The organism is Beijerinckia mobilis, from assembly GCF_000745425.1.
In the GTDB taxonomy this organism is placed as follows: domain Bacteria; phylum Pseudomonadota; class Alphaproteobacteria; order Rhizobiales; family Beijerinckiaceae; genus Beijerinckia; species Beijerinckia mobilis.
Genome location: NZ_JQJH01000020.1, coordinates 1 through 13,517, shown reverse-complemented (window position 1 = coordinate 13,517; position 13,517 = coordinate 1). Strand labels below are relative to the sequence as shown.

Genomic DNA, 13,517 nt, shown 5'->3' with positions numbered 1-13,517 from the left:
GAAATCAATGCTATGAAACCCGCATTCGTTCTTTTTGGCCTGAAAACCGCCCTTTTGATCGCGGGGCTCGCCCTCACACCGGTCGCGGCGCAAACAATCACCAAGCCATCGGAAGTGAAGGGTGGCAGTTTTGCCGTCGACCCGAACCATACACAGGTCCTGTTCTCCGTAAGGCATATCGGTTTCACCGATTATTCCGGAATTTTTTCGGATGTCAGCGGCACGCTTGATCTCGATGCGAAAAAGCCTTCGGCCTCGCACCTCGATGTCACGATCCCGGTCGCCTCGATCCAGACCACCAGCGCCAAGCTGACGGACGAGTTGAAGGGATCACAATGGTTCGACACGGCGCAATTTCCCAACGCCGTCTTCACGTCGAGCAAGGTTGAACTCAAGGGCAATGACCACGCAATCGTCACCGGTTCGCTCACATTGCATGGCGTGACGAAGCCAGCGACTCTCGACGTTCACTTCATCGGTGCCGGTATCAATCCACTGAACAAGAAGTATACTGTCGGTTTTGATGCGACGGGAACGATCAAGCGCAGCGATTTCAAGATCGAAACCTATCTGCCCTTGATCGGTGATCAGGTTCATCTGCGGATCGCCGGCGCATTCGAACTGAAAGACTGATGACACCCGCTCACGGGTCATCGTTTCAACACCCTGCATCATTACCATAAGAAATTGGACGCATGAGAGCGCGGTATCATCATTCATGATACCGCGCTTTGCTTGTCGGCAGGGGTTGCGCCCAGGGCGCGGCAGCGAAACATTTGCCGAGATAATCAAGCAAAGCCGTGACCCGTGCCGGACGCAGAATCCCCGGCGGCGTCACCAGATTCAGGGCGATCGGCGGCATGACATGCCAATCCGGCAGGACGATCTCGAGCCTCGCGTCCGCGAGTTCGCGCCAGACCATGAATTCCGGCAGGACGGCAAGGCCAAGCCCATCAACAAGGGCTGGCATGAACGCCTCGCCATTGTTGGCGGTGAGCCTCGCCGGCGGTGTTATGACATAATCCCCTTCCTGTGCATGATTCAGCCGCCATACGCCCGGCGCCGGCACGTTGGAATAGAGAAAAGTCTCATAGGATTCGAGATCGCGCGGATGCGCGGGACGTCCCTTTCTGTCGAGATAGGACGGCGCGCCGATGATGAACGTCCGGATGCCGCATAATTTGCGCGCGCGCAGCGATGAATCCGAAAGCGCGGCGATCCGCAGCGCCACATCATAGCCGCCGCCGACGAGATCGACGAGCGTATCGCTGAAATCGGTGACGAGTTCGACATCGGGATAGGCCGCGAGAAATCCCGGCAAGACGGGCGCAAGATGCATGATCCCGAAAGTCATCGGCGCGGCAAGCCGGACGATACCGCGCGGTGTCACTGTCTGCTCGCAGGCCTCCGCTTCTGCCGCCTCACCCTCCGCCAACAGCCGGTTGGCATGATCGAGCGCGCCACGGCCCGTCTCGGTCAAGGAGAGCTGGCGGGAGGTGCGGTGCAGGAGCGGTGTGCCGAGCCGCTGCTCGAGACGGGTGATCGCCTTGGAAACCGTCGGCTTCGAAAGCTGCAATTCCTCGGCGGCACGGGCGAATGAACCGGTTTCCACGACCTTCGCGAAAATGGCCCAGGCTTCCAGATCGGGAAGGCGCGTCATGACATTTCCGGCATCGATGCATTTCCATCGTTTCTATTTTATGCCAGACACCTCTGCCCTATCTTTTGGTCCAGGACAAGGGGGCCGGTTGCAGCGCCAAGTAAGCGCGGGAGACCGGCCCGCTGAAACGGAAAGTGACCGATATGATCGATATCAGACCCTTCAACAATCTCGGCGGCGCCGATCACGGCTGGCTCAAGGCGAAGCACCATTTTTCCTTCGCCGAATATTATGATCCATCTCGCGTGCATTGGGGCAATCTGCGGGTATGGAACGACGATACGATCGCACCCAATACCGGCTTTCCGCCTCATCCGCATCGGGACATGGAAATCATCACCTATGTCCGCAAGGGCGCCATCACGCATCAGGACAATCTCGGCAATCATGGACGCACCGAGGCCGGCGACGTACAGGTCATGTCGGCGGGTACCGGCATCATGCACAGCGAATATAATCGGGAAAGAGAGGATACACAGATCTTCCAGATCTGGATCCAGCCGACGAAACGCGGACATGCTCCGAGCTGGGGTTCGCGGCCGTTTCCCAAAACCGACCGCGCCGGACGCCTGGTGACGCTGGCCTCGGGCTATGAGAACGACACTGATGCCCTGCCGATCCATACGGATGCTCGCGTTCTCGGCGCAACCCTGAAAGCCGGACAGAGTATCGATTATCCCCTGGGCAAGGAGCGTGTGGCCTATCTCGTGCCGGCGACAGGCGCGGTCGAGATCGAAGGCACTCGGGTCGGCGCGCGGGACGGCGCCGCCGTCAGCGAGATCGAAACCCTTCATCTGAAGGCGATCGAGGATAGCGAAATCGTGCTCGTGGATGCGGCAGCCTGACGAAAACATGAAAGGGGCGCAACCAGCGCCCCTTTCCATTTGAAACCGTTTGGTTTCCTGTATGTCGCTTCGAACGGCTCACGCTCGTCAGGAGGAATAGGTCCTCTCGCGGTGGCCGACATCGAATTTATAGCCGCCGAGCATCTGATGCCAATAGAGCATCGGCATCACCTGGGTCTTGAGGAACCAGGAGAAACGGCTCGGAACGCGTGGATCCAGAGGAAAGCTCGGAGCCACCTTGCCGCCGTAGAGGAATTCCGCCAGGACGATCTTGCCATAAGCGACTGTGAGCGGACAGGCTCCGTAACCATCGTAAACCTGCTTCATTTCCTTGCCATCGAGCGCGGCGAGAAGATTGCCGACGACGACAGGCACCTGCATACGCACTGCAGCCGCTGTCTTGGCGTTTGTCGTTCCCATCGCATCGCCGATCCCAAAGACATTGGCATAGGTCTTATGCCGCAATGTCTGCGGATCGACGTCGAGCCAGCCCGCTTCATTGGCGAGTGGGCTTACGCGCAGCACATCGACCGGTCCTTGCGGCGGCGTGACATGGAGCATGTCGAAAGTGATGATCTTCTCGCTCGTCTTGCCTTCGGAATCAACAACCTTGAAAAAGGCCTTCCGGCCAGGGCCATCGACAGCCGTGAGCGTATGTTTGAAATTCACGTTGGCGCCATAATCCTGCATCGTCTTTTGCAAGATGGGCACGAAGAAGGGAACGCCGAAGAGAACATCGCCAGCGAGACAGAATTCCAGCCGCGTGTCGGCGAGGCGTTTGTGACGGCGCAGGTAATCGGCCGTCATATACAGGACCTTTTGCGGAGCTCCGGCGCATTTGATCGGCATCGGCGGCTGCGTGAACACGGCTGTTCCGCCCTTGAATGCCTTCACGCATTCGAACGTATAGGAAGCCGTCTCGAAAGTGTAATTGCTGCAGACATTGTTGCGGCCAAGCGTCTCGCGCAGACCTTCGACCTTGTCCCACTCGAGCTTCAGCCCCGGAGCGACGACGAGATAATCATAGGCGATTATCTGGCCATTGCCGAGCCGCACGAGATTCGCATCCGGCACAAAGGAGGCGGCGTCTGTCTGCAGCCAGCGCACACCTTTCGGTATCACATTTTTCTCCAGCCGCATGGTCGAAGCCGGAGTCTTCACGCCCGCGCCGACCAGAGTCCAGCCTGGCTGATAGAAATGGCGCTCTGACGGATCGACGACGACAATATCGAGATCCGGCCTCTGCCTTTTCAGGGCGGCGGCGACGCTGATGCCTCCCGCACCCCCGCCGATAATGAGAATCTTGCAGCGCAGATCGGGAGAGATGGTTTCAGGCGGAGCGGCACTGAGCGAGATAGTCTCCATGAAGAACTCCTAGGGGGATTAGGGCCGGCCGGAACGAGTTTGGCCGTATGGAATCGCGCCATAATTTCACTTGCGATTTCACATAATATAAATTATCTAAGTTTTAAATGAAAGCACGAAGCGTTCCGATCGTCTCGCCCGCGATCATCTCTCTCGAACGTGAACGGCCCTGCGATGAAAGGTTTCCCTTGAACGAGACCTTGCGTGACAAATTTCCGGCGCGCGCTGCGGCACCGCTGCTTCTCGGCAGTTCCGCGCCACTCTTCATCGCGCGCTCGACGATGGGGGAGCGTGCGCTTGCCGATTATCGCGGCCGCTGGCTCGTCTTCTTTTCCCATCCGGCGGATTTCACCCCGGTCTGCACAAGTGAGTTCATCGCTTTTGCCCATGCCTATGAGAGGTTTCAGGCGCTGCAATGCGATCTGCTCGCCCTCTCCATCGACAGTCTGTTTGCACATATCGCCTGGGTACGTTCGATCAGGGACCGTTTCGGTGTGACCATTCCTTTTCCAATCATCGAGGATCCGTCGATGGTTATCGCCAGCGCCTACGGCATGATCCATCCGGAATCGGCCGATAGTTCAACCGTGCGCGCATCCTTCATCATCGATCCGCAAGGCATCATCCGCCTGATCACCTGGTATCCGATGAGCACAGGCCGCTCGATAGAAGAAATCCTGCGGACGGTCGAGGCTCTGCAGATTTCCGATGAGGCCGCTGTCGCCACTCCGGAAGGATGGAACTCGGGAGACCCCGTTTTCGATATGCCGCTACTCGATGCGGCAATGACATCGGCCGATCCGGCCTTTCATGACCAGCCCGGCCACGACTGGTATTTTCGTCTTCGCAAACTGTGAGGAAACGACCATGAGCTCCGTTCTCGCCCGTTCAGAAACGTCCCTGCCCTCCGATGCGGCGGTCGCTCATCCGGCGGCGAATCCGCTCGTCGATGCCATCTATGATCCCGTGACCGGCAGCGTGCAATATATCGTCACCTGCCCGACGACCCGGGCCTGCGCCATCATCGATCCGGTTCTGGATTATGATGACAAATCCGGCTCGACCGCGACCAGGAATGCTGACGCGCTTCTCGACCATATACAAAAGCACAATCTGAATCTGGTCTGGATCTTTGATACGCATCCCCATGCGGATCATCTTTCGGCGACCGCCTATCTACGGGACAAGACTGGCGTGCCGGTAGGGATCGGCGAAGGCGTCGTGAAAGTGCAGGAATTCTGGAAGACGATTTACAATTGGCCGCAATTCGCCGCCGACGGCTCGCAGTGGGACCATCTGCTGAAGGATGGTGAGAGCGTGCGGATTGGCGAACTGGAAGCGAAAATCATCTCGTCGCCGGGCCATACACCGGCATCGATGACGTTTCTGATCGGTGATGCCGTCTTCGTTCATGATACTTTATTCATGCCGCACTCTGGCACGGCCCGCGCCGATTTTCCCGGCGGCGATGCTGCCCAATTGTGGCATTCCATCGAAACTCTACTCACTTTGCCCGACGAAACCCGTGTCTTCACCGGCCATGATTATCCCGAGGGCCGCGAGCCGCAATGGGAGAGCACGATCGGCGAGCAGAAACGCCACAATGTCCATATCGCCGGCAAGAGCGAGAGCGAATTCGTCGCCTTGCGCACGAAACGCGACAGCACCCTGCCGATGCCGCGTCTGCTGCTTCCGTCTCTTCAGGTCAATATCAATGCCGGCCAATTGCCGCCTGCGGAAGACAATCACCGTCACTATCTGAAGATCCCGGTGAATGCCTTCCCCGGAGCCAATTGGTAGGCGGCAGAACCATGAATACTTCACCATCCACGCTTTCAGATGATGGCTTGTCGTCTTCCTCGGCGTCGTCCCTCTCACGCAAGGATGCCGAGAGCGCCGGCGAATTGTTCAAGGTTCTCGCCAATCCGAACCGCCTGATGATTGTTGCAATGCTCGCTGCCGGTGAATTTTCCGTCGGCGACCTCGAAAACACACTGGGCATCAAACAGCCGACGCTATCGCAACAATTGGCGGAACTTCGCGACACCGGGCTTGTGGAAGCGCGTAGGGAAGCCAAACAGGTATTCTACCGTCTCGGCGATCAAAGGGTTCTCGTACTCCTCCATGTCTTGCCGGGTATTCTGCAGGGCATATTGCCCTGCCCCGAGGAAAAGCGCGACAAACCATTAAACCGCCTTGGTGCCGCTGCCGTATTCGCGCGGATCGAACAGCAGACGTAGGACGTTTCGGATGTTTTCGAAACGCTCAATCAAAAGAGAGCGCATTTTCAAAATGATGGAATCGCGAAGCGATTCAACATTATCGGGAAATGCTCCAGCGCTATAGCGATTTGAGTCGCATAGCCGAGCGGTTGGAACCTTTGCAGATGTTCCTATTTTACCGCAACGCTTGGAGACCTCAAAACGTAGCCAAAAACCCGCAAATGGAATGAAAAGTTTCCTTCCGTTCGCGAATACAAACCCATTTTTCGCCTTCCAATCAAACTGTGCAGAAAGCAGGATCATGCTGCGGGACATACTCGCCTTTCTTTCCGGCGGTTTCTCCGGTTTCTCTCTCGGCGTCGTCGGGGGAGGAGGATCGGTTCTCGCGACGCCATTGCTGATCTATCTGGTCGGCATCGCTCCCGCGCATGTGGCGATCGGCACGGGCGCCGTCGCCGTTTCCGTCAATGCTTATGTCAGTTTCCTGAGCCAGATGGGAACCGGCCGCATACGCTGGCGTGAAGCCATCCTGTTCGCGCTCATCGGCATGGTGGGCGCCTATATCGGCTCGACACTCGGCAAATCGCTGAATGGCGACAAGGTGGTCTTCCTGTTCGGCTTCGCCATGATCGGCATCGGCCTGACAATGCTGAAACCAATCCGCGCCGAAAAGCTCAACGCCGATTCCGAGACACGCTTTTCGACCATTGTTCTCGCGGCTTTCGCCGTCGGCATCGCCGCCGGTTTCTTTGGCATTGGCGGCGGTGTTCTCGTCGTTCCGGGGCTAGTGCTCGCTACCGGCATGCCGATGATCAATGCGGCGGCGACATCGCTTCTCGCCGTCGGCACATTCGGTCTGACAACCGCTATCAACTATGCCTTTTCCGGCCTTATCGACTGGCGCATTGCCGTTGAATTCATGGCCGGCGGTTTTCTCGGAGCCTATTTGGGCGTCAAGGCAGCGCTCTACCTTTCCCGCTACAAAGGAGCCCTCAACAAGGCCTTTTCGATCCTGATCTTCGGTGTTGCCGCTTACGTGCTCTATCGCAGCGTGCAAAATTTCATGTGATCAAGACACACGTTCTCAAACGAGGATCCGACGGAAGGTCAGATTGATCCGCGGTCCAAGCACGGACGATTGCCGGGGAATGCCATGTTTATAATTGGCCTGCGTATTCCCCTGCATCAGCAACAGGCTGCCGCTCGCAAGTTTCAGCCGGAATGGTCTCGCCTCAGTATCACGCCGGCTCTTCAGCACGAAGACCCGTTCGGCGCCGAGGCTCACGGAAGCGATGACGGGTTGGGGACCGAGTTCCTTTTCGTCATCGCTGTGAAATCCCATACTATCCTTGTGATCCCGGTAATAATTGACGAGCACACTGTTGAAGCGATAACCGACTGTGCATTCGACGTGGCTCTTTAGGGCCGCCAGCCGTTCCGTCCAAGGCAAGGGCACAAGACTCAGCCCGGAATAGCGATAGACACAGCCAGGGTCGCCATACCAGGCGATGAGCCTCGGCTGCAGCATTGATTTTCCCCACAGGATGATCGGATCCTGCCGCCAGGGTGTTTCATCGATCAGAGCCCGCAACAATTCCTCGGCGCGCGCACCCATATCGAAGACAGGCGCATAGCGTATGTCGGCGTCCGGCAACGAGAGGCGGGCGGCTATTTCAAAGGTTTGTCCCGGCATCCTCACTCAAGCGATCGTCAAGATAAAGTTGCAATGTCTCCCGCGTTCCCTGTCGCCAAAGCGTTTGGAGTGCATGGGCGAAACGGCGGGAAAACAGGTCGGAATGGCCGAGAGCACCAAAAATCTCCTCAAGAGCGAGAAAGGCCGATGGATCGGTCCTGGCGGCTAGTGCCGCCTCTCGCAGCGCTCCGGCAAGGGCATCCTCAAGAACCAATGCATGGCCGCTCTCCGAGGATCCCGCGCAATACCGGCACCACAAAGCAGACACCAGCGAGAGACCGACGACATCTTCCCCGCGCGCCAGCCTGTCCTTCGTGGTCGGAAGGATGAATTTCGGTTGCCGGTTCGATCCATCCTGCGCCAGCCGGGTAATCGTGTCGCCAACACGCCGGTTCGAGAAACGCCATTCGATCGCGTGGTAATAGGCCTCGATATCTGTATGCGGCACCGGCGGCACCACAGGAATGATTTCCTCACATTCCAGCTTGCCGAGAAAGGCCCGGATAAGTGGATCTTCCATCGCCTCGTGAACGAAATGAATGTCGAGCAATGCCGCTGGATAGGCGATGGCCGCATGGCCGCCGTTGAGAATGCGGATCTTCATGAGTTCATAAGGTGAGACGTCGAGCACGAACTGGACGCCGACCTTTTCCAGAGCGGGACGGCCGCCGGGGAATTTGTCCTCAATCACCCATTGCCGGAATTGCTCGCAATAGACCGGGGCCCGGTCCTCGATACCGAAATCCTCCCGCACGCTGACTCTATCGGCCTCCCCCGTCGCCGGTGTGATGCGATCGACCATCGCATTTGGAAAGGAGACATTGGCATCGATCCAATTGGCAAAATCCGGATCGGAAAGACGCGCGAGTTCAGTGACGGCGCTACGTGTCACCTCGCCATTATGCGGAATGTTGTCGCAGGAAGCGATGGTGAACGGCGCAATATTCTGCTCCCTGCGCGCCTTCAGGCCAGCGACGATGAGACCGAATATTGTCTTCGGCGCCTGTGGTTCCGAAGCGTCCGCGACAATCGCCGGATGCGCGGGATTGAACCGGCTATTGGCATCGAGAAAATAGCCACCCTCGGTAATCGTCATGGTCACGATGCGTATGGCCGGGTCGGCGAGTTTAGCGACAATCGCCGACAGATCGCCAACCGGCAGCATATCGATCATCGCACCGGTCACGCGGGCGGCAGTCCGGCTGTTATCCTGCTCAACGATTGTGGTCAGCCAATCCTGCGACGAAAGCTTTTCACGCATCACCTGGTCGGAAGGCAAGACTCCAGCGCCGATAATCGCCCAGTCGCGGTCCTGCCCCAGATTGAACAGGTCATCGAGATAGACCGCCTGATGCGCCCGGTGAAAATTGCCGACGCCGAAATGCAGAATACCGGCAGAGAGATCCTGACGCGCATAGGCTGGGATCGCAACCCGCGACGCCACTTGATCGAGCGTCGCGAGAGAAAGTTCGCATGTCATTGCATAACCTCATGGCACCCATTGAGGGCGCCCTATCCTGCCCGCATATCCTGACGCTCGACCGCGAAGCAATTCGCCAGAACCACCATGGTTCCTCGGCAAAAAGGGTTTCCGAAGGATCACTGCATCAGCCCATCTCAAAACGGATCATCTTCATGTAAATTTGTTGTTCTTCGGAAAGCCGCGCGGCGGCAGGCGTCCGGCATCGCCCCGCTCTCCGAGCCAGTCATTCAGATCCACCTTGGCGACAGTCTGGGTCCTGCCCGCCGGATCCAGCCAGGACAGGCCAGTATCGAGAACGATTGCTTTCGCGTCGCTCACGCCGCCATCCTTGTATTTCTGCAGACGGACACCTTTGCCGCGCGTCATTTCCGGAATCTGGATGAGCGGGAAAATCAGGAGCTTGCGATTCTCACCGATGATGGCGAGGTGATCGCCGGCCGCCGGCACCACGAGAGTCATGCGTGCCGGCTCGTCGCAGCTCAGCACTTGTTTGCCCTTGCGTGTCGTGCCGATCAGATCATTCTCATCGACAATGAAACCGCGTCCGTCGGAAGCAGCCAGCAGCAATTTCGTATCCGGCTGATAGGGAAGGACCTCCGTGATCGCTTCCCCTTCCCCGAGATCGATCATCAGACGTATCGGCTCGCCGTGGCCACGTCCACCCGGCAGTTTCGCGGCATCGAGTGTAAACACCTTGCCGTCGCTCGCAAACACCAGGATCTTCGATGTCGTTTCGGCGAAGAAATGAAAGGCCAGTTGGTCATCGCCCTTGAAAGCCAAAGTCGAGAGATCGGCAACATGCCCCTTCAAGGCGCGTATCCAGCCCTTCTCGGAAACGATGACGGTCACGGGCTCGCGCTCGATGAGCGCGGTGACATCGACGGAACCGACATCGGGAATGTCACCGAATGTCGTGCGGCGGCGTCCAAGCTCGGTCGTCTCGCCATAGCGTTTCTTCAAATCGCGGATCTGGCCGGAGATCTCCTTCCACTGCTTGGTTTCGCTCGCAAGCAGTTCTTCGAGATCGCTTTTCTCCTTTTCGAGCTTCTCGTGCTCACGGCGCAATTCCATTTCCTCAAGGCGGCGTAGACTGCGCAGACGCGTATCGAGGATGTAATTGGCCTGAAGATCGGTCAGTGTGAATGTGGCCTTGAGGACTTCCTTCGGTTCATCCTCCTCGCGGATGATGCGGATGACTTCATCGAGATTGAGAAAGACGATCAGCATGCCGGCGAGCATTTCGAGCCGGCGCTCGATTTCGGCAAGGCGATGGCGCGAACGGCGCAACAACACCTCGCGGCGATGGTCGAGCCATTGGCGCAAGGCCTCGTCGAGAGAAACGACACGCGGCACGACCCCATCGACGAGGACGTTCATATTCACCGGGAACCGCGTTTCGAGTTCGGTCAGCTTGAACAGGGATTCCATGAGGAGTTCGGGCTCGACCGAACGGCTCTTGGGTTCGATGACGATCCGGACATCCTCAGCCGATTCATCCCTGATATCCGCGACGAGAGGCAGTTTCTTGTCGTTGAGCAGTTCCGCGAGCTTTTCGATCAGCCGCGACTTCTGCACCATATAGGGGATTTCGGTGACGACGATCACATAGGTGCCGCGCGTGCCCTCCTCCCTGGCCCAGCGCGCCCGCACACGAAAGGCCCCGCGCCCGGTGCGATAAGTCTCGGCAATCGACTCAGGGGAATCGACGAGTATGCCGCCGGTGGGAAAGTCCGGCCCGCGCACGAAGGTCAGCAATTGATCGCTGGTCGCACTCTTGTGCTGGATGAGATAGAGCGCGGCATCGCAAAGCTCGGCGAGATTATGCGGCGGGATCGAAGTCGCCATGCCCACTGCAATGCCCTGAGCGCCATTGGCGAGGAGATTGGGCAGCGCGGCGGGCAGAACCACCGGCTCCTTCTGATCCCCCGAATAATTTTCGCGAAAATCAATCGCGTCCTCGTCGATGCCTTCGAGCAGAAGCCGCGCGATCTCGGTCATCCGTGCTTCGGTATAGCGATAGGCAGCCGCCGAATCACCGTCGATATTGCCGAAATTGCCCTGACCGTCGACGAGCGGATAACGCGAGGAGAAATCCTGCGCGAGGCGCACGAGGGCGTCATAGATCGCCTGATCGCCATGCGGATGAAACGAACCCATGACATCGCCGACGATCTTCGCGCATTTCTTGAAGGCCGTGCCGGGATCGAGCCGCAGAATCTGCATGCCGTAGAGAATGCGGCGATGGACCGGCTTCAGCCCATCGCGCGCGTCGGGCAGAGCACGCCCGGTGATCGTCGACAACGCATAGGCGAGATAGCGCTCCTCGAGCGCCTCGCGCAGATTGATGGGATCCGTTCCGCCCATTGGCGGCGCCGGAGGCGCTGTGCGTGAACTTGCGGGGGTGCGGGAGGGAGTCTTGGCCATGCCGAACGCCTAAACGAGCAGCGCATTCCAGGCAAGTTCGTAGTTTGTTCCGATGGGGATGGAAGAATTTATTAAATATGCTTCATTGTATTGACCAGTGTTGCTCGCCAGCACTAGCGGGATTTTCGGCTTGGCCATAGATAAACACCAATGATCGGACCCTTGGGTCATTCAGCGCATGATCTGCGCTCCCGCTGGAATATCTCCCCAATGTTCAAGACGGTTGCCCTTCTTACCGCTGTGTTCCTCAGCGCTATTGCCGTTGCCTTTGTTCTGGTCAATCCCCGTATCGAGACGGTCGAGGCACACGCCAGCGAGATCGCGCCGGCGGGTTGCGTCAATCAGGAAGTGTCGCTCGATGAAGGCTATGGCGTGACACGCAAGGAAATCCGCCTCGTCTGCTCGGATCGCTGAGACCACGAAGAGCACCTGCCAACATTGCATTTCCAAGTGGTTGCGAGCAGTTCTTCAAATCCCTGAACGGCTTTGAAGGAATGAAATGTTGCTTTTTCCGTTCACGCCGCTCACTTCGTCACCATCAGCCTTTACCCAATCTCCCTGATGTCAATCCATTGGCCTCAGGGAAGTCCGCCAGCAAGCCGACGCCCGCAGACGTGGACAAGCCTCAACCGGAAATAAATAAGCCCGATGCTTTGCAGCACCGGGCTTTATTTTTGAAACCGAAGTGGCGGCCGTATTACCGGCCGCCAGAAGCTTATTCCGTGATGGAAGCGACGACGCCGGCGCCGACGGTACGACCACCTTCGCGGATAGCGAAGCGCAGCTTTTCTTCCATAGCGATCGGAACGATCAGTTCCACGTCCATCGTCACATTATCGCCCGGCATCACCATTTCCGTGCCTTCCGGCAGCGTCACCACACCCGTCACATCGGTCGTGCGGAAGTAGAATTGCGGACGGTAATTGGTGAAGAACGGCGTATGACGGCCACCTTCATCCTTGGTCAGAATATAGGCTTCCGCCTTGAACTTCGTATGCGGCTTCACCGAGCCGGGCTTGCACAGGACCTGGCCACGCTCAACATCCTCGCGCTTGGTACCGCGCAGCAGCGCGCCGATATTGTCGCCCGCCTGGCCCTGATCGAGCAGCTTGCGGAACATTTCGACGCCCGTCACCGTCGTCTTCACCGTCGGCTTCAGGCCAACGATTTCGATTTCCTCGCCGACCTTGATGATGCCGCGCTCGACGCGGCCCGTCACCACCGTACCGCGGCCGGAGATCGAGAACACGTCTTCAACCGGCATCAGGAACGGCAGATCGACCGGACGTTCCGGCTGCGGAATGTAATCATCCACCGTCTGCATCAGCGCCAGAACCGCGTCATGGCCGATTTCCGGATTGCGGTTTTCGAGCGCACACAGAGCCGAGCCCTTGGTGATCGGAATGTCGTCGCCGGGGAAGTCGTATTTCGACAGAAGCTCGCGCACTTCCAGTTCGACGAGTTCCAGAAGCTCGGCATCGTCGACCATGTCGACCTTGTTCAGGAACACCACCAGAGCCGGAACGCCGACCTGGCGCGCCAGAAGGATGTGTTCGCGCGTCTGCGGCATCGGGCCATCGGCCGCCGAAACCACCAGGATCGCGCCGTCCATCTGCGCCGCGCCGGTGATCATGTTCTTCACATAGTCCGCGTGGCCGGGGCAGTCGACATGCGCGTAGTGGCGCTTCGGCGTCTCATATTCAACATGCGCCGTCGAAATCGTGATGCCGCGCGCCTTCTCCTCCGGCGCCTTGTCGATCTGGTCATAGGCCGTGAACGTCGCGCCGCCCGCTTCCGCAAGAACCTTGGTGATCGCCGCCGTCAA

At 58.2% G+C, this 13,517-nt stretch carries 13 protein-coding genes and 1 pseudogene; 7 read left to right on the top strand and 7 right to left on the bottom strand.

The annotated features are described in order from the left end of the window. The first annotated feature begins 12 nt into the window (after positions 1 to 12). A complete protein-coding gene (locus tag DL88_RS14285; protein ID WP_034997330.1) occupies positions 13 to 633 on the top strand; it encodes a YceI family protein in 621 nt (206 codons plus the stop codon). Positions 634 to 712: 79 nt separating this feature from the next. Here the strand turns inward: DL88_RS14285 and DL88_RS14280 are convergent, their stop codons facing one another. Next, positions 713 to 1,660 carry a LysR family transcriptional regulator gene (locus DL88_RS14280; protein ID WP_034997327.1) on the bottom strand — a complete coding sequence of 316 codons (948 nt, stop codon included), beginning with the start codon at positions 1,658 to 1,660 and terminating at the stop codon, positions 713 to 715. Between the two features lie 143 nt (positions 1,661 to 1,803). Between DL88_RS14280 and DL88_RS14275 the strand changes: the two genes are divergently transcribed. Continuing rightward, positions 1,804 to 2,505 carry a pirin family protein gene (locus DL88_RS14275; protein ID WP_034997325.1) on the top strand — a complete coding sequence of 234 codons (702 nt, stop codon included), beginning with the start codon at positions 1,804 to 1,806 and terminating at the stop codon, positions 2,503 to 2,505. An 87-nt stretch (positions 2,506 to 2,592) separates the two neighbouring features. Here the strand turns inward: DL88_RS14275 and DL88_RS14270 are convergent, their stop codons facing one another. Next, a complete protein-coding gene (locus DL88_RS14270; protein WP_051955993.1) occupies positions 2,593 to 3,870 on the bottom strand; it encodes an NAD(P)/FAD-dependent oxidoreductase in 1,278 nt (425 codons plus the stop codon). A gap of 107 nt (positions 3,871 to 3,977) precedes the next feature. Here DL88_RS14270 and DL88_RS14265 point away from each other — a divergent pair, with 107 nt between their 5' ends. The 3 genes and pseudogenes from DL88_RS14265 to DL88_RS14255 form a co-directional block, all read left to right on the top strand. Further along, positions 3,978 to 4,727, top strand: a complete 750-nt coding sequence (locus tag DL88_RS14265) for a peroxiredoxin (RefSeq protein WP_084705201.1) — start codon at positions 3,978 to 3,980, stop codon at positions 4,725 to 4,727. Positions 4,728 to 4,737: 10 nt separating this feature from the next. Further along, complete coding sequence (locus DL88_RS14260; protein WP_084705200.1) at positions 4,738 to 5,670, top strand: MBL fold metallo-hydrolase; 933 nt, start codon at positions 4,738 to 4,740, stop codon at positions 5,668 to 5,670. A gap of 42 nt (positions 5,671 to 5,712) precedes the next feature. After that, positions 5,713 to 6,011 (top strand): annotated as a pseudogene (locus DL88_RS14255) (ArsR/SmtB family transcription factor); the annotation flags it as partial. Positions 6,012 to 6,056: 45 nt separating this feature from the next. Here the strand turns inward: DL88_RS14255 and DL88_RS20400 are convergent. Next, positions 6,057 to 6,407: a hypothetical protein gene (locus DL88_RS20400; protein ID WP_156971118.1), complete on the bottom strand. Its 351-nt coding sequence runs from the start codon at positions 6,405 to 6,407 to the stop codon at positions 6,057 to 6,059. On the opposite strand from DL88_RS20400, the gene DL88_RS14250 reads away from it, so the two are divergent. Further along, on the top strand, positions 6,394 to 7,161 hold the full coding sequence (locus DL88_RS14250) for a sulfite exporter TauE/SafE family protein (RefSeq protein ID WP_034997422.1): 768 nt from the start codon (positions 6,394 to 6,396) through the stop codon (positions 7,159 to 7,161). The two genes, DL88_RS20400 and DL88_RS14250, sit on opposite strands and share 14 nt — an antisense overlap. Positions 7,162 to 7,176: 15 nt before the next feature. Here DL88_RS14250 and DL88_RS14245 read toward each other — a convergent pair whose 3' ends face one another. The 3 genes from DL88_RS14245 to parC all read right to left on the bottom strand — a co-directional run bounded on the left by DL88_RS14245 (position 7,177) and on the right by parC (position 11,692). Continuing rightward, positions 7,177 to 7,785, bottom strand: a complete 609-nt coding sequence (locus DL88_RS14245) for an alpha-ketoglutarate-dependent dioxygenase AlkB family protein (protein WP_034997322.1) — start codon at positions 7,783 to 7,785, stop codon at positions 7,177 to 7,179. Beyond that, positions 7,766 to 9,265: a mannitol dehydrogenase family protein gene (locus tag DL88_RS14240; protein ID WP_034997319.1), complete on the bottom strand. Its 1,500-nt coding sequence runs from the start codon at positions 9,263 to 9,265 to the stop codon at positions 7,766 to 7,768. The genes DL88_RS14245 and DL88_RS14240 overlap by 20 nt, the downstream gene beginning before the upstream one ends. A 153-nt stretch (positions 9,266 to 9,418) precedes the next feature. After that, on the bottom strand, positions 9,419 to 11,692 hold the full coding sequence (gene parC / locus DL88_RS14235) for a DNA topoisomerase IV subunit A (RefSeq protein WP_084705198.1): 2,274 nt from the start codon (positions 11,690 to 11,692) through the stop codon (positions 9,419 to 9,421). A 210-nt stretch (positions 11,693 to 11,902) separates the two neighbouring features. Between parC and DL88_RS14230 the strand changes: the two genes are divergently transcribed. Further along, positions 11,903 to 12,106 (top strand): hypothetical protein, encoded by a 204-nt coding sequence (locus DL88_RS14230; protein WP_156971117.1) that lies wholly within the window; start codon positions 11,903 to 11,905, stop codon positions 12,104 to 12,106. Positions 12,107 to 12,407: 301 nt separating this feature from the next. On the opposite strand, the gene tuf is transcribed toward DL88_RS14230, so the two are convergent. Continuing rightward, positions 12,408 to 13,517: elongation factor Tu (gene tuf, locus DL88_RS14225; RefSeq protein ID WP_034997158.1), on the bottom strand; the 1,110-nt coding region annotated here is incomplete at its 5' end.